This is a genomic window from Streptomyces sp. NBC_01429, assembly GCF_036231945.1.
In the GTDB taxonomy this organism is placed as follows: domain Bacteria; phylum Actinomycetota; class Actinomycetes; order Streptomycetales; family Streptomycetaceae; genus Streptomyces.
Window position 1 is genome coordinate 1,013,943 of the sequence record NZ_CP109599.1, and the last position, 21,197, is coordinate 1,035,139.

15 protein-coding genes and 1 pseudogene are annotated in these 21,197 nt (G+C 72.2%); 9 read left to right on the forward strand and 7 right to left on the reverse strand.

Annotated elements, in window-relative coordinates:
• Positions 1-55: 55 nt before the first annotated feature.
• The 3 genes from galE (at position 56) to idi (ending at position 2,864) form a co-directional block, all read left to right on the forward strand.
• The gene (gene galE / locus OG627_RS04380) at positions 56-1,048 is read left to right on the forward strand and encodes a UDP-glucose 4-epimerase GalE (RefSeq protein ID WP_329061594.1); all 993 of its coding nucleotides are present in this window, start codon (positions 56-58) and stop codon (positions 1,046-1,048) included.
• A gap of 162 nt (positions 1,049-1,210) precedes the next feature.
• Entirely contained in the window at positions 1,211-2,149 is a 939-nt protein-coding gene (locus tag OG627_RS04385) for a cation diffusion facilitator family transporter (RefSeq protein ID WP_329061596.1), read from the forward strand.
• 121 nt (positions 2,150-2,270) lie between these two features.
• Positions 2,271-2,864, forward strand: coding sequence for an isopentenyl-diphosphate Delta-isomerase (gene idi / locus OG627_RS04390; RefSeq protein ID WP_329061598.1), 594 nt, complete (start codon positions 2,271-2,273; stop codon positions 2,862-2,864).
• Here the strand turns inward: idi and OG627_RS04395 are convergent.
• Positions 2,839-3,342, reverse strand: coding sequence for an ATP-binding protein (locus tag OG627_RS04395; RefSeq protein ID WP_329061599.1), 504 nt, complete (start codon positions 3,340-3,342; stop codon positions 2,839-2,841). The two genes, idi and OG627_RS04395, sit on opposite strands and share 26 nt — an antisense overlap.
• A gap of 242 nt (positions 3,343-3,584) precedes the next feature.
• Here OG627_RS04395 and OG627_RS04400 point away from each other — a divergent pair, with 242 nt between their 5' ends.
• Positions 3,585-4,364: an enoyl-CoA hydratase/isomerase family protein gene (locus OG627_RS04400; protein ID WP_329061600.1), complete on the forward strand. Its 780-nt coding sequence runs from the start codon at positions 3,585-3,587 to the stop codon at positions 4,362-4,364.
• On the opposite strand, the gene OG627_RS04405 is transcribed toward OG627_RS04400, so the two are convergent.
• Together OG627_RS04405 and OG627_RS04410 are read right to left on the reverse strand one after the other, a co-directional pair.
• A complete protein-coding gene (locus OG627_RS04405; protein ID WP_329061601.1) occupies positions 4,361-4,975 on the reverse strand; it encodes a DJ-1/PfpI family protein in 615 nt (204 codons plus the stop codon). The genes OG627_RS04400 and OG627_RS04405 overlap by 4 nt on opposite strands.
• Positions 4,976-5,011: 36 nt before the next feature.
• Positions 5,012-5,992 carry a GlxA family transcriptional regulator gene (locus OG627_RS04410; RefSeq protein ID WP_329061602.1) on the reverse strand — a complete coding sequence of 327 codons (981 nt, stop codon included), beginning with the start codon at positions 5,990-5,992 and terminating at the stop codon, positions 5,012-5,014.
• A gap of 113 nt (positions 5,993-6,105) precedes the next feature.
• Here OG627_RS04410 and OG627_RS04415 point away from each other — a divergent pair, with 113 nt between their 5' ends.
• Both OG627_RS04415 and OG627_RS04420 read left to right on the forward strand, forming a co-directional pair.
• A complete protein-coding gene (locus OG627_RS04415; protein WP_329061603.1) occupies positions 6,106-6,966 on the forward strand; it encodes an SCO6745 family protein in 861 nt (286 codons plus the stop codon).
• A gap of 88 nt (positions 6,967-7,054) precedes the next feature.
• Entirely contained in the window at positions 7,055-9,478 is a 2,424-nt protein-coding gene (locus OG627_RS04420) for a Tex family protein (RefSeq protein ID WP_329061604.1), read from the forward strand.
• A 45-nt stretch (positions 9,479-9,523) separates the two neighbouring features.
• Here OG627_RS04420 and OG627_RS04425 read toward each other — a convergent pair whose 3' ends face one another.
• Positions 9,524-11,161: an ABC-F family ATP-binding cassette domain-containing protein gene (locus OG627_RS04425; RefSeq protein WP_329061606.1), complete on the reverse strand. Its 1,638-nt coding sequence runs from the start codon at positions 11,159-11,161 to the stop codon at positions 9,524-9,526.
• A gap of 192 nt (positions 11,162-11,353) precedes the next feature.
• On the opposite strand from OG627_RS04425, the gene OG627_RS04430 reads away from it, so the two are divergent.
• Positions 11,354-12,343 (forward strand): FAD-dependent oxidoreductase, encoded by a 990-nt coding sequence (locus tag OG627_RS04430; protein WP_329061608.1) that lies wholly within the window; start codon positions 11,354-11,356, stop codon positions 12,341-12,343.
• A 181-nt stretch (positions 12,344-12,524) separates the two neighbouring features.
• On the opposite strand, the gene OG627_RS04435 is transcribed toward OG627_RS04430, so the two are convergent.
• On the reverse strand, positions 12,525-13,826 hold the full coding sequence (locus OG627_RS04435; protein WP_329061610.1) for a M14 family metallopeptidase: 1,302 nt from the start codon (positions 13,824-13,826) through the stop codon (positions 12,525-12,527).
• Complete coding sequence (locus tag OG627_RS04440; protein WP_329061612.1) at positions 13,826-15,835, reverse strand: Xaa-Pro dipeptidyl-peptidase; 2,010 nt, start codon at positions 15,833-15,835, stop codon at positions 13,826-13,828. The genes OG627_RS04435 and OG627_RS04440 overlap by 1 nt, the downstream gene beginning before the upstream one ends.
• A 359-nt stretch (positions 15,836-16,194) precedes the next feature.
• Here OG627_RS04440 and OG627_RS04445 point away from each other — a divergent pair, with 359 nt between their 5' ends.
• Positions 16,195-17,235: a LacI family DNA-binding transcriptional regulator gene (locus OG627_RS04445; protein WP_329061615.1), complete on the forward strand. Its 1,041-nt coding sequence runs from the start codon at positions 16,195-16,197 to the stop codon at positions 17,233-17,235.
• An 81-nt stretch (positions 17,236-17,316) separates the two neighbouring features.
• Here the strand turns inward: OG627_RS04445 and OG627_RS04450 are convergent.
• Positions 17,317-19,566 (reverse strand): annotated as a pseudogene (locus OG627_RS04450) (glycosyl hydrolase); the annotation flags it as partial.
• A gap of 243 nt (positions 19,567-19,809) precedes the next feature.
• On the opposite strand from OG627_RS04450, the gene OG627_RS04455 reads away from it, so the two are divergent.
• Positions 19,810-21,114, forward strand: a complete 1,305-nt coding sequence (locus OG627_RS04455) for an ABC transporter substrate-binding protein (RefSeq protein ID WP_329061618.1) — start codon at positions 19,810-19,812, stop codon at positions 21,112-21,114.
• The last annotated feature ends 83 nt before the right edge of the window (positions 21,115-21,197 follow it).

Here is a 21,197-nt window from a genome sequence, read left to right on the forward strand (position 1 = left end):
GACGGGGGGCCGTCCGGGACGGCCGCCGTCCGGGACGGCACTCTAGGGTGGCCCCATGACGTGGCTGATCACAGGCGGAGCGGGTTATATCGGGGCACATGTGGCGCGGTCGATGGCCGCGTCGGGGGAACGGGTGGTCGTCCTCGATGATCTGTCGACCGGATTCGCGGAGCGGCTGCCGCCGGAGATCCCGCTGGTGCGGGGCTCGCTGCTGGACCGGGAACTCCTCGACGGCACGCTCGCCGGGCACGGGGTCACCGGGGTGGTGCATCTGGCGGGCAAGAAGCGGGTCGGCGAGTCCGTCGAGCAGCCGCTGATGTACTACCGGGAGAATCTGCACGGGCTCACGGTGCTGCTGGAGGCCGTGGTGGCGGCGGATGTCCGGCGCTTCCTCTTCTCCTCGTCGGCGGCCGTGTACGGGGTGCCGGATGTGGAGTTGATCACGGAGCGGACTCCGGCGGTGCCGATCAATCCGTACGGCGAGACCAAGCTCGCGGGCGAGTGGCTGGTGCGGGCGACCGGGCGGACCCACGCGATGGCCACCGGCTGTCTGCGGTACTTCAATGTGGCGGGCGCGGCGCAGCCCGAGCTGTCCGACACCGGGGTGTTCAACATCATTCCGATGTTCTTCGACAGGATCAGCCGGGGCGAGGCCCCGCTGATCTTCGGCGGCGACTACCCGACGCCCGACGGCACCTGTGTCCGCGACTACATCCATGTCGCGGACCTGGCCGAGGCCCATCTCGCCGCCGCGCGCCGGCTGGCCGACCTGGACGCCGCAGGGGAGCCGTCGGACCTCACGGTCAACATCGGCCGGGGCGAGGGCGTCTCGGTGCGCGAGCTGGCCGATCTGGTCGCGGAGGTCACCGGCGACCGTACGCCGCCGGTGATCGGGGCCCGGCGGCCCGGGGACGCGGCGCGGGCGGTCGCCTCGGTCGAGCTGATCTCCGAGGAGCTGGGCTGGACGGCCCGTCGCGGGGTGCGCGAGATGGTCGAGTCGGCCTGGGCGGGCTGGCGGACGCACCGTCCGGCCGCGCGGGCGAGCTGACCCGCCGCCTCGCGAGAGTGATCTTGTCAACGCTCTGACCTGCGATCATTTCCGCAGGTCAGAGCAGTTGACAACGGTGTTCAGTCCCGTGTTGCCCCATACCCCCCACCGGTGTTCACTTGCGTGGTCGGCAGATCGCCCAGACGACCGGGAGGCGTCCTCATGGGGGCAGGGCACAACCACGGACACACGCACGGAGCACCACCGGCGGGGACCGCGACCGCCGCCTACCGGGGCCGGTTGCGGATAGCGCTGTCGATCACGCTGTCCGTGATGGTGGTGGAGATCGTGGGCGGGGTCCTCTCCGACTCGCTCGCCCTGCTCGCCGACGCGGCGCACATGGCGACGGACGCGGTGGGGCTCGGCATGGCCCTGCTGGCCATCCACTTCGCGGGGCGCCCGGCGACGGCGAAGCGCACCTTCGGCTACGCGCGGGCCGAGATCCTCGCCGCGCTGGCCAACTGTCTGCTGCTGCTCGGCGTCGGCGGCTTCCTCCTCTACGAGGCGGTCGACCGTTTCATCACGCCGCCGGAGACCAAGGGCGGGCTGACGATCGTCTTCGCCCTGATCGGTATGGCCGCCAACCTCGTCTCCCTCTCCCTGCTGATGCGCGGGCAGAAGGAGAGCCTCAATGTGCGCGGCGCCTATCTGGAGGTCCTCGCGGACACCCTCGGCTCGCTCGCGGTGCTGGTCTCGGCCGGGATCATCCTGGCCACGGGATGGCAGACCGCCGACCCGATCGCGGGCCTGCTGATCGGCCTCATGATCGTCCCGCGTACGCTCAAGCTGCTCCGGGAGACGCTCGACGTCCTGCTGGAGGCGGCTCCGAAGGACGTGGACATGGGCGAGGTACGGGCACATATGCTGGCGCTGCCCGGGGTGGTGGACGTGCACGACCTGCACGTCTGGACGATCACCTCGGGGATGCCGGTGCTCTCCGCGCACGTGGTGGTCGACCAGGAGTCCCTGGATGTGGCGGGGCACGAGAAGATGCTGCACGACCTGCAAGGATGCCTCGGCCACCACTTCGACGTCGAGCACTGCACCTTCCAGCTGGAGCCGGGTGGGCACGCGGAGCACGAGGCGAAGCTCTGCCACTGACACCGGCCGGCCGTTCGGTCCGGGGCCCCGGGCCGAACGGACATGCCCACGCCCCCGAAGTACGGACACGGGGCTTTTGTACGGCAGACTTGGCGGCCGAGGCCCGAAGCGAAGGATGGTTATGCCGACCACACCAGTCACTACGGCGAACAGCTCGTCGAACGGCGCACAAGAAACGATCATGCTGGAGCTGGTCGACGAGCACGGCAACACCATCGGCACCGCCGAGAAGCTCAGCGCCCACCAGCCGCCCGGCCGGCTGCACCGGGCGTTCTCCGTCTTCCTCTTCGACGAGCAGGGCCGGCTGCTGATCCAGCGCCGCGCGCTGGGCAAGTACCACTCCCCCGGCGTCTGGTCGAACACCTGCTGCGGGCACCCGTACCCCGGCGAGGCGCCGTTCGCGGCGGCGGCCCGCCGCACCCACGAGGAGCTGGGCATCTCGCCCTCGCTGCTCGCCGAGGCGGGCACGGTGCGCTACAACCACCCCGACCCGGAGTCCGGACTCGTCGAGCAGGAGTACAACCACCTCTTCGTCGGGCTGGCGCAGTCCTCGCCGCTCCCCGACCCGGAGGAGGTCGGCGAGACCGCGTTCGTCACCCCGGCCGAGCTGACCGAGCGGCACCGCGCGGCGCCGTTCTCCGCGTGGTTCATGACCGTGCTGGACGCGGCGCGCCCGGCGGTCAGGGAGCTCACAGGCTCTGCCGGGGGCTGGTGACGCTCCCGCGCGGACGCTCCGCGGCGACCGGGCAGAGGAAGGGCAGCACCGCCCAGACGATCTTCCCGCCGCCGGCGGTGTGCTCGACCCCGCAGCCACCGCCGGCCTCGCGGGTGGTCTCCCGCACGAGCAGCAGCCCGCGCCCGCCGGTCTGCGCGTGGTCGGTCTCCAGCGCGGTGGGCCGGTAGGGGTGGTTGTCCTCGACGGACACCCGGATCCACTCCGCGCCGATGGCGACCTCGACGGACACCTCGGGCGAGAGCAGGGCCGCGTGGCGCACGGCGTTGGTGACCAGCTCGGAGACGATGAGCAGCACTCCCTGCACCACGACGTCCCTGACCGGTACGCGCTGGCGCCGGAGCAGATCGCGTACGGCGTGCCTGGCGCGCGGTACGGAGACGTCGGCGGTGGGGGCCGTGAAGCGCCAGACCCCCTCGTACGGCAGCGGCCGGGCCGGAACGCTCACGCGGCTCTCCATGCTGAGGTATCCCACCTTCGGTTGGACCGGTCGTCTTCGCGTCGGTGTCCGCCACCGACGGACTCCCACGATTACCGAGTGTGGGGACCGAGATAGTCCGTTCCGGACTACTGAACAGAAGTCAGCAGCTATTGGCGAAGTGAGTGCTCTTTTGACAGAAAGCAGCGCGAAACAGATCGCTCTCCAGCGCTAATTGACCGGCGGGGCGGAGCGGCATGTGCCCGAGGGATAGCATCCGGAACATGGAGCCCCAACTGCTGCACACCGTCACCGACGGTACGGCGCACGTGGTCATCCACCACGCCGCCAAGCGCAACGCCATGACGGCGCCCATGTGGCGGGAGCTGCCACCGCTGCTCGACCGGCTGGCGGCCGATCCCGCCGTACGGGTCCTGGTGCTGACCGGCGGGGGCGGCACGTTCTGCGCGGGCGCGGACATCTCCTCGCTGCGGGACCCCGCGGCGCCGGGCGAGGAACCGCAGGCGCTGGCGGTACGGGCCGAGGAGGCGCTGGCCGCCTTCCCGCGGCCGACGCTCGCCGCCGTGCGGGGCCACTGCGTGGGCGGCGGCTGCCAGTTGGCGGCCGCCTGCGATCTGCGCTTCGCCGAGGAGGGCGCCCTCTTCGGCGTCACTCCGGCGCGGCTGGGGATCGTGTACCCGGAGTCGTCCACCCGGCGGCTGGTCTCGCTGGTGGGCCCGGCGACCGCCAAGTACCTGCTGTTCTCGGCCGAGTTGATCGACACGGACCGGGCGCTGCGCACCGGGCTCGTGGACGAGGTGCTGCCGGCCGGTGAACTGGACAAGCGGGTGGCCGAGTTCACGCGGCTGCTCGTCTCGCGCTCGGCCCTGACCCAGGCGGCGGCCAAGGAGTTCGCCTCGGGGCGTACCGGTACGGCCCCGTACTGGGCGGCGCAGGCGCGCGGCAGCGGCGATACGGCGGAGGGGGCCGCCGCCTTCCTGGAGCGCCGGGAGCCGCGCTTCACCTGGACACCCCCGGGAACACCGGCGCCTGACACGCCCTAGCCGCGCAGCTCCGCCACCAGATCGGCGGGTGCCTTCGCCGGGGACCCGGCGTCGTAGGGCGGCTGCGGATCGTACTCCGTCAGGAGCTGCACCCTCTGGGCGAACCGGTCGCCCGCGACCCTGCCGGCCAGGGTGAGGCCCATGTCCATCCCGGCGGAGACCCCGGCCGCCGTCAGGTACTTGCCGTCCGTGACGACCCGTTCGGAGACCGGCTCCACGCCGTACGTCCGCAGCTGTTCGAGCGCCGCCCAGTGCGAGGTGGCGCGGCGGCCCTTGAGCAGACCGGCGCCGGCGAGCAGCAGTGAGCCGGTGCAGACGGAGGTCGTCCAGGTGGTGGTGGCGTCCAGCGCCCGCAGCCGGTCGAGCAGCGCGCCGTTCTCCATCTGGTCCAGCTGCCCGGGACCGCCCGGCACGACCAGGATGTCGGGGGCGGTCAGCTCGGCGAGGGTCCTGTCCGCCACGAGCGAGAGGGCCCCGGCGTCGTCCTGGAAGGGGCCGGTGCGCTCGGCGGCGAAGACGGTCTCGGCGCCGGGGAGATAACAGAGCATCTGGTACGGGCCGACGGCGTCCAGCGCGGTGAAGCGGTCGAAGAGGAGGATGGCGATCCGCATGGCGGGCCTTTCCGGAGTGAGGTTCGAGTGTGGTGGTCAGGGGTGGGCCGGCAGCGGGGATCCGGCGGGCCGGAAGCGGCGGCGGTACTCGGCCGGGGCCGTCCCCAGGGTCTTGACGAAGGCCCGGCGCATCGCCTCGGGCGTGCCGTATCCGCAGGCCCGGGAGATCTCCTCGACGCCGTCGGCGCTGTCCTCCAGCAGCCGGCGGGCGTGTTCGATCCGCACCCGCTCGACATAGCGGCCCGGGGACACGCCGGTCTCCGCGCGGAAGGCCCGGGCGAAGTGGCGCGGTGAGAGCCGGGCGCGGGCGGCCAGGGACTCGACCGAGAGATCGCGGCCGGGGTACTCGCTGATCCAGCTCTGCACCGCGCGCAGCGGCTCGCTGCGCGCGCTCTGGGCGGCGAGCTGGGCGCTGAACTGCGCCTGGTTTCCGGGGCGGCGCAAAAAGACGACGAGATGGCGGGCGACGGTGAGCGCCACGTCTCGGCCGAGGTCCTCCTCCACCAGGGCCAGGGCGAGATCGATGCCTGAGGTGACGCCGGCCGAGGTGGAGATCTCGCCGTCGCGTACGTAGATCGGGTCGGGTTCGACATCGACGGCGGGATGGTTCCTCGCGAGGTGCTCGGTGGCGCGCCAGTGGGTCGTCGCGCGGCGCCCGTCGAGCAGCCCCGCCTCGGCGAGCAGCAGCGCTCCCGTACAGACCGAAACGATCCGGCCGGCCCGGGGCGCCCGCTCGCGCAGCCAGGCGATCAGACGCGGGTCGGGGACATCGGTGCCCGGTCCGCCGGGGACGAGCAGTGTGTGCGGGTCGGGGGCGTCGCGGAGCGCCAGGTCGGGGACGAGGACGAGCCCGCTGCTGGTGCGGACGGGGGCGCCGTCGAGGGAGGCGGTACGGATCCGGTAGGCACCCGGGTCGCCGGCCGCGAGGGCGGCGCCCGTGAACACCTCGACCGGCCCTGTCACGTCGAGACTCTGCACGTCGTCGAAGAGGACGACGAGCACGGTTCGCTCGGTCATGGGGCTCATTCTTCGGGGCCGGGAACGGTGTCCGCAATGACGAATACCCCTCTTTTCCTGCCATCCCCACCTCGCCCGTGGCCTCGTACCGACCAGTCGGTAACGTGAATGCCATGACTTCCCGGACCGACCGCGCCGCGCGGCACTGTCAAGCCGTCCTCAATCCCCTCCACTCGGCCCTGTACTTCTCCCCCGACCTCACGAGCGAGTTCGCGCGCCTGGACGTGGACGCGCGGGGCGCCTACTTCGCGGCCCGGGCCGCTCCGCTCGGCCCGGTCGGCGCGGGGGTCGTCACCGCGGCCTTCTACAACTTCAGCCACGAGCACGTCGGCCGGTACATCCCGCGTCTGTGGGAGACCGTCTCCCCCGCGCAGGCGCTCGACGCGCGCCTGCGCGCCGCCGACTCGATGCTGCGGCGGCTGCTGGGCGAGGAGGCCATCGCGTCGCGGGAGCTGGCCGAGGCGGCCGAACTGGCGCTGCTGGCGGCCGGGGCCGGCACGCGCCCGGCGCGCCCGCTGTACGCGGCCAACGCCGACCTGCCGGTGCCGCGGGCGCCGCATCTCGCGCTCTGGCACGCCGCGACGCTGCTGCGCGAACACCGGGGCGACGGACATCTCGCGGTGCTGGTGACCGCGGAACTCGACCCGGTCGAGGCGCTGACCAGCCACACCGCGAGCGGCCGGGGCATGGAGCAGGGCTGGGTCCGCGCCAGCCGCGGCTGGAGCCAGGAGGAGTGGACGGCGGCCCAGGAGCGGCTGCGGGCGCGCGGGCTGCTGGACGGCGCGGACGAGCTGACCCCGGCGGGCACGGAGCTGCGCAAGACCCTGGAGTACGAGACCGACCGGCTGGACCGGGCCCCGTACGAGCGCCTGGGCGCGGCCGGTGTGGCCCGGCTCACCGAGCTGGCGGGCGCCTTCACGGCGACGGCGGTGGCGGCCGGGGCGTTCCCGGCGGGGCTGTTCGGCGTGCGCTGAGCGCCGGTCGGGGGCCGGTCGCGCCCGCCGATGTCACTGCCGCCTGCCACAATGCTGGTGGCGGACCAATGAACAGCGGAGCGTGAGCGTGACGACATCCATTGAAAACCGGATCGCCGGGGAACTCGGTGTGCGGGAGCGGCAGGTGAGGGCGGCGGTCGAGCTGCTCGACGGCGGCTCGACCGTGCCGTTCATCGCGCGCTACCGCAAGGAAGCGACCGAGATGCTCGACGACGTGCAGCTGCGCACCCTGGAGGAGCGGCTGCGCTATCTGCGGGAGCTGGAGGAGCGGCGGACCGCGATCCTGGAATCCGTCCGGGAACAGGGCAAGCTCGACGACGCCCTGGAGGCGCGGATCCGGGCCGCCGACACCAAGGCGCGCCTGGAGGACATCTATCTGCCGTTCAAGCCCAAGCGGCGCACCAAGGCGCAGATCGCCCGTGAGGCAGGTCTCGAACCGCTCGCCGAGGGCCTGTTGACCGATCCGTCGGTGGAACCGCAGGCCGCGGCGGCCGCGTTCGTGGACGCGGACCGGGGCGTCGCTGATCCCGCCGCCGCCCTGGAGGGCGCGCGCGCCATCCTCACCGAGCGGTTCTCCGAGGACGCGGACCTCATCGGGGAGCTGCGCGAGCGGATGTGGACCCGGGGACGGCTCGCCGCGAAGGTACGGACGGGGAAGGAGGAGGCGGGCGCCAAGTTCGCCGACTACTTCGACTTCGCCGAACCCTTCTCCCGGCTGCCCTCGCACCGGATCCTCGCCATGTTCCGCGGCGAGAAGGAGGATGTCCTCGACCTGGTCATGGAGCCGGAGGAGCCCGCGGCGGAGGCGGAGCTGCCCGGACCCGGCGCGTACGAGGCCATGGTCGCGCGCCGCTTCGGCGTCGCCGACCGGGGCCGTCCCGGCGACAAGTGGCTCGGGGACACCGTCCGGTGGGCCTGGCGGACCAGGATCCTGGTGCGTCTCGGCATCGATCTGCGGCTGCGGCTGCGGACGGCCGCCGAGGACGAGGCCGTACGGGTCTTCGCCTCGAACCTGCGGGACCTGCTGCTCGCGGCCCCCGCCGGGACGCGCGCCACGCTCGGCCTGGACCCCGGCTTCCGTACGGGGGTGAAGGTCGCCGTGGTCGACGCCACCGGCAAGGTCGTCGCCACCGACACGATCCATCCGCACGTCCCGGCGAACAGGTGGGACGAGTCGCTGGCCAGGCTGGCCGGGCTGGCGAAGGAACACGCGGTCGATCTGATCGCCATCGGCAACGGCACGGCGTCCCGGGAGACCGACAAGCTCGCCGGTGAGCTGTGCGCCAGGCATCCCGAGCTGAAGCTGACGAAGGTGATGGTCTCCGAGGCGGGCGCCTCCGTGTACTCGGCCTCCGCTTTCGCCTCGCAGGAGCTGCCCGAGCTGGACGTGTCGATCCGGGGCGCCGTCTCGATCGCGCGCCGGCTCCAGGATCCGCTGGCCGAACTCGTCAAGATCGACCCCAAGTCCATCGGCGTCGGTCAGTACCAGCACGACCTCTCCGAGGTGAAGCTCTCCCGCTCCCTGGACACCGTCGTCGAGGACTGTGTGAACGGCGTCGGTGTCGATGTCAACACCGCTTCGGCGCCGCTGCTCTCGCGCGTCTCGGGTATCGGCGCGGGGCTCGCGGAGAACATCGTCGCGCACCGCGACGCCAACGGCCCGTTCCGGTCGCGGCGCGCGCTCAAGGACGTGGCCAGGCTCGGCCCCAAGGCGTACGAGCAGTGCGCGGGCTTCCTCCGGATCCGCGGCGGGGACGATCCGCTGGACGCGTCGTCCGTGCACCCGGAGGCGTACCCGGTCGTCAGGTCGATGGTGAGGACCACCGGCGCCGATGTCGCGTCCCTCATCGGGAACTCCTCGGTGCTGCGCTCCCTGAAGCCCGGCGACTTCGTGAACGACTCCTTCGGTCTGCCGACCGTCACGGACATCCTGGGCGAGCTGGAGAAGCCGGGCCGGGACCCGCGCCCGGCCTTCAAGACGGCCACCTTCAAGGACGGCGTCGAGAAGATCGGCGACCTGGCCTCCGGGATGGTGCTGGAAGGGGTCGTGACGAATGTCGCGGCCTTCGGCGCGTTCGTGGACATCGGGGTGCACCAGGACGGGCTGGTCCATGTCTCTGCGATGTCCAGGAACTTCGTCAAGGATCCGCGCGAGGTGGTGAAGCCGGGCGACGTGGTCAGGGTGAAGGTCATGGACATCGACATCCCCCGCAAGCGGATCTCGCTGACCCTGCGCCTGGACGACGAGGCGACCGCGGACTCGACCACGTCCGCGGCGAAGTCGGACCGGCCGGGAGGCGGCGGCCGGCCGCCGCAGCAGCGCCAGGGCGGCGGCGGGCGCGGCGGCAACGGTGGTGGACGCGGCGGCAACCGCGGCGGCGGTGGCGGTGGCGGTGCCCGCCAGGGAGCTCCCGCCCCGGCGAACAGCGCGATGGCCGACGCGCTGCGCCGGGCGGGGCTGACGGACCCCGGGCGGGGCGGCAAGCGCTGACGGCAGGAGGGGCGGGGCCCGCGCGGGCCCCGCCCCTCGGCGGTCCTACTCCTCGCTCACCCTGCCGTCCGCCACCACGAAGCGCCGCGTCGTGCGGACCGCGTGGAGCATGCGGCGGTCGTGGGTGACCAGCAGCAGCGTGCCGTCGTACGAGTCGAGCGCCGACTCCAGCTGCTCGATGGCCGGCAGGTCGAGATGGTTCGTCGGCTCGTCCAGGACCAGGAGGTTGACGCCCCGGCCCTGGAGCAGCGCCAGCGCCGCGCGGGTCCGTTCGCCCGGGGAGAGGGTCGTCGCGGGGCGGTTCAGATGGTCCGACTTCAGGCCGAACTTGGCGAGGAGCGTGCGGATCTCGGCCGGTTCGGTGTCGGGGACGGCCGGGCGGAACGCGTCGAGCAGGCTCTGCGGCCCGTGGAAGAGCGCGCGCGCCTGGTCGACCTCGCCGACGACCACACCGGAGCCGAGCGTCGCGTGGCCGGTGTCCAGCGGGAGGCGGCCCAGCAGGGCGGCCAGCAGCGTGGACTTCCCGGCGCCGTTGGGGCCGGTGATGGCGACGCGGTCGGTCCGGTCGATCTGGAGCGTGACGGGGCCGAAGCGGAAGTCGCCGCGGGTCACACCGGCGGCGTTCAGGGTCGCGACGACCGCGCCCGAGCGGTCGGCGGCGGCGATCTCCATCCGGAGTTCCCACTCCTTGCGCGGCTCCGCGACGACATCGAGGCGTTCGATCATCCGCTGCGTCTGGCGCGCCTTCGCGGCCTGCTTCTCGGTGGACTCCGTCCGCAGATTCCGGCCGATCTTGTCGTTGTCGGTCGCCTTGCGCCGGGCGTTCTTGACGCCCTTCTCCATCCAGGAGCGCTGGGTGTGCGCCCGCGTCTCCAGCGCGGACCTCTTGTCCGCGTACTCCTCGAACTCCTCGCGGGCGTGCCGCCGCGCGGTCTCGCGCTCCTCCAGATACGCCTCGTAGCCGCCGCCGTAGAGGGTGATCCGCTGCTGGGCCAGATCGAGTTCCAGGACCTTGGTCACGGTGCGCACCAGGAACTCGCGGTCGTGGCTGACGACGACCGTCCCGGCGCGCAGGCCGGTCACGAACTTCTCCAGCCGCTCCAGACCGTCGAGGTCGAGATCGTTGGTGGGCTCGTCCAGCAGGAAGACGTCGTAGCGGGACAGCAGCAGCGAGGCGAGGCTCGCGCGGGCCGCCTGGCCGCCGGAGAGCGTCGTCATGGGCTGGTCGAGACCGACGGTCAGACCGAGCGTGGCGGCGATCTCCTCGGCCCGTTCGTCCAGGTCGGCGCCGCCGAGGGCGAGCCAGCGCTCCAGCCCGGCGGCGTAGGCGTCGTCCGCGCCGGGCGCGGCGTCCACCAGCGCCTGGGTGGCCTCGTCCAGCGCGCTCTGCGCGGCGGCGACGCCGGTACGGCGGCCGAGGAAGTCCCGTACGGTCTCCCCCGCGCGGCGCTCCGGCTCCTGGGGCAGGTGGCCGACGGCAGCGGTGGGCGGCGAGAGCCTCAGCTCCCCGTCCTCGGGTGTGTCGAGTCCGGCGAGCAGCCGGAGCAGGGTGGACTTTCCGGCGCCGTTGGCACCCACGAGTCCGATCACGTCGCCGGGCGCGACGACCAGGTCGAGCCCGGCGAAGAGTGAACGGTCGCCGTGTCCTGCGGCGAGATCCTTGGCTACGAGCGTGGCAGTCATCAGACCGTCGATCCTAACGGCCGCCGCCGGGGCTCAGCGGCGGTGGATCTTGCGGAAGCGTCCGGGCGTGCAGGCCGTCGCCGGCGCGCGGCCGGGGGTGCGGGAGCGGACGGGAACGACATGCCGCCATGATCATTTCCGGGTACCGGCCACGGAATGGGCCTGGCATCCGGATTCCGCTACCGTCCGGGCATGAGCGGCAGCAAGAGCGATGTGATCGTGGTCGGCGGCGGAGTCATCGGACTGACGACGGCGTTGGTACTCGCGGAGGGCGGCCGTCGTGTCGCGCTGTGGACCCGTGATCCGGTCGGGCGGACCACGTCGGCGGTGGCGGGGGCGCTGTTCTGGCCGTACCGCATCGAGCCGGCCCACCGGGTCGGCGGCTGGCTGGAGGAGTCGCTGCGCCACTACGAGGATCTCGCGCGGCATCCGGACCGGACCGGGGTGCGGCTGGTCCCCGGGCTGATGGCGGACACCCCGCTCGGTGGTCTGGGCGGCTGGGCCACCAAGGTGCGCGGGCTGCGCGAGGCGCGTGCCGACGAGTTGCCCGAGGGGTTCGGCCAGGGGCTGCGGGCCACCGTGCCGCTGATCGACATGCCCGTACATCTGCGGTATCTCAAGGCGCGGCTGCGCGCGGCCGGCGGCACGGTCGAGCGGCGTACGGTCACGGGCTTCGCCGAACCGGCCGCCGAGGCGCCCGTGGTGCTGGACTGCTCCGGGCTCGGCGCCCGTGAGCTGGCGTCGGACGCGTCGGTGCGGCCGGTGCGCGGACAGGTGGTGATCGTGGAGAACCCGGGCATCGACGAGTGGTTCGTGGGAACGCCGCCGGGCTCCGCCGAGACCACGTATGTGATGCCGCAGCCGTACGGGGTGCTGCTCGGCGGCACCACGACAGAGCACTCCTGGGATCTGGGCCCCGACGCGGCCGAGGCCGACGCGATCGTCGCGCGCTGCACCAGGATCCGGCCGGAGCTGGCGGGGGCGCGGGTGCTGGAGCACCGGGTGGGACTGCGGCCGTCACGCCCCGAGGTACGGCTGGAGGCGTCGCCCCTGCCGGGCGGCGGCCGGGTGGTGCACAACTACGGCCACGGCGGCGCGGGCGTCACCGTGGCCTGGGGGTGCGCGCGGGAGGCCGCCCGGCTGGCGACGGACGAACTGCCGGGCGGTCCCGTGGGGCGTTGAGCCTCCTGGAGCCCTGAACCCGTGGAGCCTTGAGCCTCTGGCGCCTTGAGCCGTGCGGTGGCCGAGTGCCCGGGTGCCGCGTGCCGGGATGATCGGGATCGCCTCCCTGCCGCCTGCCGCGTCGCGGACGCTCGACAGGGACCGTTTCGGTGGGTGTCGCCGGTGACAGGCTGGGCAGGGCCTAGCAGGCCACCGGCCGCCCCGCCGTCAGGTGGTACTCCGCCCGCTCGTCGAGCAGCAGCGCCGCCAGCGCGCGCTGCGACTGCCGCAGCGGCACGTACGCGCCCTTGCCCACGGGCAGCGACAGGACGCCGTGCAGGGCGAGTTCGTCCTTGACGTCCGCGTACTGGGCGGCGTCGAGCCGGTAGCCGCACGGCGGGTTCTGGATGATCCGGTCGGGGGTGGCCGGGTCGTTGTCCGCGCCGCCGAGGTAGATCGGCCCGCGGTCCTTCAGCCCGGTCAGCCGGGCGCTCGCCGTCGCGGCGGCGATCCGGCTGCCCCGCTCACCGGCGAAGGTGAACAGGCCCTTCAGGGCGTCGAGCTGGCTGGTCACCCGGCGCTTGTTGTTGACCGCGGCGTCGGCCTTCTCCTCCTCGGTCACCGGGTTGACGCGGCTCTCGATGAGCAGCCCGAGCGCGTGCTTGACGCCCGACGCGTTGCGCAGGATGCGCTCCTGGCCGTCGCCCGCGGTCTGCCGGACCGGGTCGCCGGTGACCGGGTCGGTCCAGATCCCGTAGGTGCCGGTGGAGTGGCCGCCGGCCTGCGCGGCGGGGCGCACGTACCGCTCGGAGAGCGTCCGCGACTCGTCGTGCACGTGCGGGTCGGTGTTGAGGTTGCGCGGCCAGAGGTCGAAGAGGTCCTTGTCGTAGTAGAGCGGGGTGGCGCCGTACTCGTGGAGGTCGTAGATGACCTCGGGGCGCCGGTCGCGGATGACGGCGGCCATGGCGCGGGCCTCGGCCGTCTTCAGTTCGATGTGGTCGCGGTTGATGTCGGTGCCGTCGGAGTTGCCCCGGGTGTCGGCGGCGCGGCCGTCCGGGTTGGCGGTGGGCAGGACCAGGACGTTGGTCCGGGCCAGGAACCGCTTCGTGGCGCTGTCCTTGGCGTAGGCGAGATCGCGGACGGTGCTCAGGCAGGCCTCGCGGCCGGAGGGTTCGTTGCCGTGCTGGCTGCATACGAGCAGTACGGTGACGGGCGCGTGCCGGGCGCCGAGGTCCACGAGCTGGAGCGGGCGGCCCTGCTTGGTGGTGCCGATCGTGGTGAGTTGGGCGGCGCTGCCCCGGGCCACCTCGGAGAGGAACTCCTGTTCCTGCGGCTGGCTGGTCCACCGCGCGCCGCCGTTGGCCTCGAAGCCGGTGCGCGGCGCCGCGTCGGTGGCGGGGGTGGCGGCGGCCTGGGCGGGCATCGTGACGAGCGGCGCGATGAACGCGGCGGCGGTGACCGCCAGGGCGAGGGCGCGGACGCGCGGTGCCGGTCGGAACGTCATCAACTGCGGTCTCCCGGGATCGGAGGGGTCGGACGCGGCACGGCCACGCCGCTCGGACGGGACTCGCTCGGTGCGCTGTGCGGAGGTACGGAGCCGCTGGTGGCGCGCCGGAACGCGGCGGCGCCGCCGACCAGGGGCAGCTCCGCCTCCGTACGGGCCAGGTCGAGGGTGAGGGTGGGGGTGGTGGACGGCGGGTCGATGAGGCCGCTGTCCGTGCCGCCGACGATCAGGGCGAGCCGGTGGCCGGCCGGGACGACGTGGTCGCTCGCGGCGAGGTCGATGGTGAGCGTGTAGGGCGTGCCGGGGGTGAGCGGACGGCCCTTGCCCGGGTCGGCGTAGGTGCCGAGGTCCGCCCAGCCCCGGCTGAAGACGGTGTGGTCGACGTCGGTGGTGCGGGCGGCGGTCTCCAGGTAGCAGGAGCTGTCGGCGGCGGTGCTCGGCCCCCAGCAGGTGCGGTGGGTGAGGGTGCTGATGCCTTCGCCGGACGCGCCGTAGTCACGGATGGTGTCGGGTCCGAGATCGACCAGGACGGCGGTCAGATGCGCGGTGGTGGTGGAGGGGGTGGCGGTGACGGTCACCCGCGCGGAACCCGACAGCCGCAGGTCCTGGCTCAGCGGCTGGGTGATGAATCCGTTCTTCGCGGGGGTGGAGCGGTCGATGGCGGCGGCCCAGTCCTCCTCGTTCTGGCGCCGGTCGTCCGTGAACGTCTCCGTGGTGCCGGGCGCCGCCTGAGTACGGCCGAGGGTGCCGACGCCGGGGACCGTTCCGGCGCCGGGGCGCAGGGTGGTGGCGGTGGTGGTGCGCGGCGGCCAGACGCGGTCGGTGGACCACTGGTCGGGCGCGCGCTCGATGTCGGCCATGGGTTCGCGCTCGACGCCGTTGTCGTAGCCGAGCAGGTAGTGGTCGAACCAGCGGTGCAGGGTGGACACCCAGGTGGCGCGCCGGAAGTCGAACGGGTCGACGTGGCCGGTCTGGGAGAGCCAGATCCTGCGCTCCACGCCCGCGTCGGCGAGCGCGTCCCACCACTGGCCGAGGTGCTTCGTACGGACGTTGAGGTCCTGCATGCCGTGGACGGCGAAGACGCTGGCCGTGACCTTGTGCGCGTCGCGTACGTAGTCGCGCTCGGTCCACAGCGGCGTCCGGTCGCCGGTGCGCGGCGCTCCCTCGACCAGGCTTCGCTGGACGGCCTGGCAGCGGGTGCGGGCCTCGGGGCTCTCCACGTAGTTGGAGAGCCAGTCGGGGCCGGAGCTGTAGAGGGGCGCGCCCTGCGCGAAGTAGTAGTCGTACCAGGAGCTGATGGACCCGATCGGCACGATGGTCTTGAGGCCCTCGACGCCGGTGGCGGCGACGCCGTTGGCGATCGTGCCGTCGTAGCTCTTGCCGATCATCCCGGTGGCGCCGGTGGTCCAGTCGGCCCGCACCGCCTGGCCGCCGGTGCGGCTCGCGTAGCCCTGGGCGCGGCCGCCCAGCCAGTCGACGACGGCCTTGGCGGACTGGACGTCGTAGCGTCCGCCGACGTCCACGCAGCCGTCGGAGCGGTTGGTTCCGGTGAGGTCGACGGCGACGAAGGCGTAGCCGCGCGGGACGAAGTAGTTGTCGTAGTGGAGCGGGAAGCCCAGGGGGTCGCCGTTGGCGTCGTAGGTCTTCCGCTGGCTCTCGTTGCCCCGGCCGCAGCAGGAGTAGTACGGACTCGCGTCCATGATGACCGGTATCTTCCGGCCCTCGCGGGCGGGTTCACCGGGGCGGACGATGTCGACGGCGACGCGGTCGGTCCTGCCGTCCCCGTCCCCGTCCAGGCCGGTGTCCACCCAGACGGACTCGCGGATGGCGCCCTCGTACGAGTAGACGGGCTCGCTCACCCTCACCGGGGCTTTTGCCGGGCCCGGGGCCGGGCCCGGGGTCGCGGCCTGTGCTCCCGTAGGGGCGAGCAGCACCCCGCACAGGGCGGCGGACGCCACCGTGACCAGCGCTCTGCACGACCAGCGGGCTCCCCGCGCACGGATCTCCATGGGGCGGAAGCTACCCCGGTCAACTCCCGTTCAAAAGAGGGCAGTACCGGACCGGCGGGGGTACCGGGGCGGGCGGGACACGGGCACGGGAAGGGTGGCGGACGGGCAGCGAACGGCCGGAGGTCGGGCAGGGCGCGGGATCCCGCACCGGCACCGGAGGCGACGGCGGCCGAAGCGGCCGCTCCCACGCCATGCGCGGCGCGAACAGCCTGAGAGCGCTCCCAACAGGGCGGGACGAGCGGTTACGCTGTAGCCGTCCGGCTTTGTCCCGCCGTATCCGCACCATCGCGATCCAGCCGGATGCGGTGGATCGACGGATGCGGCGTCACCGCCTCTACCGCCCACGAGGAGCGCACGTTTTGTCCGAGCCGTCCCCCGGGTCCCGTCCCACGCTGGAAGCCGTCGCCACGCGCGCCGGGGTCTCCCGGGCCACGGCCTCCCGGGTCGTCCGCGGCGGCGCGGGGGTGCGCGAGCCGCTGGCCGACAAGGTGCGCAAGGCGGTGGAGGAGCTGGGATACGTACCGAACCACGCGGCCCGCTCCCTGGTGACGCGGCGCACCGGCGCGGTCGCCGTGATCATCGCGGAGCCGGAGATCCGGATCTTCTCCGACCCGTTCTTCTCCCAGCAGATCCGCGGCATCAGCAAGGAACTGACGGCGCACGACACCCAGTTGGTGCTGCTCCTGCTCGAAGGGCCCGGCGACTACGACCGGATCGCCCGCTATCTGGCGGGCGGCCATGTCGACGGCGCGCTCGCCTTCTCCCTGCACACCGATGATCCGATCCCGGCCATCATCGAGCGGGCCGGGATGCCGACGGTCTACGGTGGCCGGCCGAGCCGCCCGACGGCGGACCGGCAGGCGGTGTCGTACGTCGACGCCGACAACCGGGGCGGGGCCCGCGAGGCGGTGCGGTATCTGTGCGGTCTGGGGCGGCGGCGGATCGCGCACATCGCCGGGCCGCTGGACCAGACCTCGGCCATCGACCGGCTCGACGGCTACCGCGATGTGCTGCCCGACGGGGATCCGGCGCTGATCGCCGAGGGCGCGTTCACCGCCGAGAGCGGCGCGCGGGCCATGGCGGAGCTGCTGGAGCGGTGTCCGGATCTGGACGCGGTCTTCGCGGGCAACGATCTGATGGCCTCGGGCGCGCTGCGTGTCCTGAGGGAGCGCGGCCGTGCGGTGCCGGACGAGGTGGCGCTGGTCGGCTTCGACGATGTGGACGCGGTGGTCACGGCCACCGATCCGCCGCTCACCACCGTCCAGCAGGACATCGAGGGGCAGGGCCGGCTGATGGCGCGGCTGCTGCTGCGCGGTCTGGACCGGGAGCGGGCGGGGGAAGGTCCGGGACCGTCCTCGGTGATCACCCCGACGACGCTGGTACGGCGGGCCTCCGCCTGAGGGGAGACCCGCCGTACGTACAGCGGTGCGTGACGCGTGGTACGTCCGTGTGTGATGCGTCCGAGCGCGGTGCGGTTACCGGGTCGCCGTCGACCTGGCCGGTACGTCGAGTGTCGTACCGTCCGAGAAGGTGACCGTGCGCGCCACCGACTCGAAGTTGTGCGCCGCGTAGGTGCGCGTTCCGCCCTTGCTGAAGACGGCGGAGGTCGGGATGGAGCCGGTCACGGTCGCGTCGGGGGCGCCCAGCGCGTCCAGGGTGGTGAGCCAGTGGTACGTGTGGGCCTTGGTCTCACCGTCCTCGGGCGTGTAGTCGGCGTGTCCCGCGTCCCACTTGGCCTTCGCGGCCGCCGGGTCGGCGAACGACTCGAACTCCCAGAGGATGTCGCGCCATTCGGCGGCCGGACCACCGTTCTCCCGCTCCATCTCGGCGAGGTTGCGCTTGATCGCCTCCTTCTCGCGGCCCAGGTGCAGTGAACCCCCGGTCACGGGAAGGACGTTGATGCCGTGGATCTCCTCGGGGTTGGCGGTCCACCAGGTGGAGTACGCGCCGCCGCTGCCCCACACCATGCCGACGGTCTCGTGGCCGAAGGAGGCCGGGAAGACCTCCTGGTCGGCGTCGAACCAGTACTGGGCGATCGCCTCGGACTCGGTGGCGATCAGGAAGCTGCCCAGGTCGCGCAGGCTGTTGTCACCCGTCGCCGAGCCCCACAGCACCAGCGCGGCACTCAGGTTGATGGACTCCGACGAGGACTCCTGGTTGTTGCCCGCGGCGAAGCCCTGGTGACCCGAGGCCCAGCTGTGGCCCGCGTAGATGTCGAAGCCGCGCAGGAAGGGGAAGTCCGCGTCGTCGCGGCTGGGGTTGGCGGTGTCGCGCACCAGCGTCTTGACCATCGTGCCCCAGGCCGAGTCTGCCGCCCACGCCTGGTCGTACTGGGCGACGATCGCCGCCGCGTACACGTAGTAGCCGTAGTGGAAGTGATGGTCGTTCAGCTCGGTGTCGCTGCCGTACGAGGCCGGGTAACCGGTCAGGGTCTTCCAGTCCTTGTCGTACGAGAACTCGGACGCGCCGCCCGCCGTGAACCACTCCTCCAGCCGGTTCTTGATCAGCCCGAGGAGCTTGTCGCGCGTGGCGCTCTCGCCGATCTGGTCGGCCACCGGCACCAGTTGGGCCAGCTTGCCGAGCGCCTTGCCGGTCCAGTACGTGTCCGTCGCGCCGGAGAACGGATCGGCCGCGCCCGCCACCTCGTCCAGATACCCCTTGAGCCGCGCCCGGTCGACACCGCTCGACTCCGGCAGCGCGGGCAGCACCCCGGAGGACGCCTGCTCGGTGCTGAAGGACGTCCCCTCGCGCACCTTCATCGTGGAGCGCGGTGAGACGTAGGTGTAAGGGGTGAGCGCGTCGGTGGTGTGCAGCCACTGGTGCCGGTAGAGGGCCTGGAGCGTACCGGTCTCGGTGCCCTCCTGCGGCTCGGTGGTGAGGCGGTAGGTCGCGCCGACCTTGCCGCCCTCGGTGCTCCAGCTGACCTCGGAGCCGGTGACGAAGCTGAACGCGTACTTCCGGTACGTCGCGAGCGCGTCGGTGGACGGCAGCACGGCGAGCGAGAAGTAGTCGTGGGCGCCGAGCCCGGCCGTCACGGTGGACCCGGAGACCGTCCAGTCGCTGCCGGTGGGCGCGAACAGGGCGTAGTGGTGGCCCGCGACGGTGATGCCGAGGACATTGCCGTCGTCGGCGAAGACCTCGGGCGCGGCGGCGGTGGTGATCCGCGCGTCGCCGCCCGAGCCCTTGGCGTAGACGAAGGGCAGCCCGTGGCCGATGGTGGTCCGCAGGGTGCGGGTGCCGTCCGCCCAGTACGGGGTGACGGTCCAGTCCGACCAGTCGTCGGCCTTGGTGTCCGGCGAGTTGAGCCCGGTCAGGCCCACGGTGAGGTCGGCCTTGTGGGGGTACTCGTACTGGCGGCCGTCGCCGACGATCGACGGCGAGGTCGGATAGCCGACCTCCAGACCGCCCGACGTCGCCTGGTAGGTGAGCGGGTGGCCGTACATCGGGGTCGAGTACGGGTTGTCGCCGTACCGCTGGAAGGCCAGCGACGACCACCAGTCGTTGGTGGGCACCGGCTTGTCCCGGGCGGACTCGGTCACCTTGGGGGTGACCGGGGTTCCGGTGTTGGTGGTGGGGCCCGATGTGCCGGCGGGCCGGGTGTCGGAGTAGCTGCCCGCACCTGCGGGGATCTCGGCCGCCACCGCGGGGGCGGCGGCGGGGCCCAGGCCGGCGGCGGCGAGGGCGGCGACCAGGACCAGCGCTGAGGCGGGTCTGGCTCGGGAGACGGACATGGACGACACCTCAAGAGCATGGGGGGAAAGGGCATCCGAGAGCGCTCTCAGATGCAAAGAAACGTAAAACTCCTGAAACAGAAGTGTCAATACGCCCGACACAAACGGGAGTTCCCGCCGAGACCCGGCCGTTACGCGTTCGAGTCTTGACGAAGGGAGGCAGCCCGGGGCACGCTCCACCCCAGGTTTTGAGAGCGCTCTCAATGGCTCTCGTCTGTACTTCGAAGCCAAAGGAGGCTTCTCATGCCCATCGCCCGAGCCGCCGGCAGGGCCGCGGTCCGCCTGGGTGCGGTCGTGCTCTCCGGGGCACTGCTCGCCGCGTGTGGATCAGGTTCCTCGGGAGGAACCTCCGACAGCGCGGGCGGCAAGGTCACACTGACCGTCGACCTCTTCGGATCGTTCGGCTACAAGGAGGCCGGGCTCTACGAGGAGTACCAGAAGCTCCACCCGGAGATCACGGTCAAGCAGAGCGACACCGAGGACGAGGCCGACTACTGGAAGTCGCTCCAGACCCGGCTGGCGGGCGGTGGCGGACTGGCCGACGTACAGGGCGTCGAGGTCGGCCGGATCGCCTCGGTCACCCAGCAGCAGGCCGACAAGTTCGAGGACCTGAAGCAGTTCGGCGCCGACAAGCTCAAGGACCAGTTCGCCGACGCCAAGTGGTCGGCGGCGACGACCCAGGACGGCCGGGTGCTGGGGCTCGGCACCGACGTCGGGCCCGAGGCGATGTGCTACCGGACGGATCTGTTCAAGGCCGCGGGCCTGCCGACCGACCGGACCGAGCTGGCGGAGAAGTGGTCCACCTGGGACGGCTACCTCGCGCTCGGCAAGGAGTACAAGAAGAAGGCGCCGGCCAAGAGCGCCTGGCTCGACAGCGTCGGCAGCCTCTACTCGATCATGATCGGCCAGGAGAAGGAGCGGTACTACGACGCCTCCGGCAAGCTGATCTACGAGAACAACCCGGCCGTCAAGGATGCCTGGGCCGCCTCGGTCACGGCGGCGGGCGCCGGGCTGAGCGCCAAGCTCGACCAGTGGTCACCCCAGTGGAACCAGGCGTTCGCGGCGGGCTCGTTCGCCACCATGCCGTGCCCGGCCTGGATGCTCAGCTACATCAAGGGCCAGGCGGGCAAGGACGGTTCCGGCAAGTGGGACATCGCCAAGCTGCCCGGCGGCGCCGGGAACTGGGGCGGCTCGTATCTCTCCGTACCGCGCGCCGCCCAGCACAAGAAGGAGGCGTACGAGCTGATCAAGTGGCTCACCGCCCCCGAGCAGCAGGAGAAGCTCTTCCGGGACCAGGGCATCTTCCCGTCCTCCACGGGCGCCATCGAGAAGGTCGCGGACGCCCAGGACCCGTACTTCTCCGACGCGCCGACGGGCCAGATCTTCGGCGACGCGGCCAAGGACGCCCCCGTACAGGTCCTCGGTGTGCATGACCAGAACGTCGCCCAGCAGATCACCAACGCGCTGAGCGAGGTGGAGCGCAAGGGCATCTCGTCCGACAAGGCGTGGTCGAACGCGAAGAAGGGCGTCGACAACGTCATCGGCTGAGCGGTTCGGCGGGGCCGGTCCTGTGAACGGGACCGGCCCCGGCCCCACTTGCCCGTGTCCCCGCTCCTTCTCCTTCTTCCGCT

What these genes read in the sequence shown, in the direction of transcription:
- galE (WP_329061594.1), top strand. Translation starts at nt 56, where the DNA reads ATGACGTGGCTGATCACAGGCGGAGCGGGTTATATCGGGGCACATGTG.
- OG627_RS04385 (WP_329061596.1), top strand. Translation starts at nt 1,211, where the DNA reads ATGGGGGCAGGGCACAACCACGGACACACGCACGGAGCACCACCGGCG.
- idi (WP_329061598.1), top strand. Translation starts at nt 2,271, where the DNA reads ATGCCGACCACACCAGTCACTACGGCGAACAGCTCGTCGAACGGCGCA.
- OG627_RS04395 (WP_329061599.1), bottom strand. Translation starts at nt 3,342, where the DNA reads ATGGAGAGCCGCGTGAGCGTTCCGGCCCGGCCGCTGCCGTACGAGGGG.
- OG627_RS04400 (WP_329061600.1), top strand. Translation starts at nt 3,585, where the DNA reads ATGGAGCCCCAACTGCTGCACACCGTCACCGACGGTACGGCGCACGTG.
- OG627_RS04405 (WP_329061601.1), bottom strand. Translation starts at nt 4,975, where the DNA reads ATGCGGATCGCCATCCTCCTCTTCGACCGCTTCACCGCGCTGGACGCC.
- OG627_RS04410 (WP_329061602.1), bottom strand. Translation starts at nt 5,992, where the DNA reads ATGACCGAGCGAACCGTGCTCGTCGTCCTCTTCGACGACGTGCAGAGT.
- OG627_RS04415 (WP_329061603.1), top strand. Translation starts at nt 6,106, where the DNA reads ATGACTTCCCGGACCGACCGCGCCGCGCGGCACTGTCAAGCCGTCCTC.
- OG627_RS04425 (WP_329061606.1), bottom strand. Translation starts at nt 11,161, where the DNA reads ATGACTGCCACGCTCGTAGCCAAGGATCTCGCCGCAGGACACGGCGAC.
- OG627_RS04430 (WP_329061608.1), top strand. Translation starts at nt 11,354, where the DNA reads ATGAGCGGCAGCAAGAGCGATGTGATCGTGGTCGGCGGCGGAGTCATC.
- OG627_RS04435 (WP_329061610.1), bottom strand. Translation starts at nt 13,826, where the DNA reads ATGACGTTCCGACCGGCACCGCGCGTCCGCGCCCTCGCCCTGGCGGTC.
- OG627_RS04440 (WP_329061612.1), bottom strand. Translation starts at nt 15,835, where the DNA reads ATGGAGATCCGTGCGCGGGGAGCCCGCTGGTCGTGCAGAGCGCTGGTC.
- OG627_RS04455 (WP_329061618.1), top strand. Translation starts at nt 19,810, where the DNA reads ATGCCCATCGCCCGAGCCGCCGGCAGGGCCGCGGTCCGCCTGGGTGCG.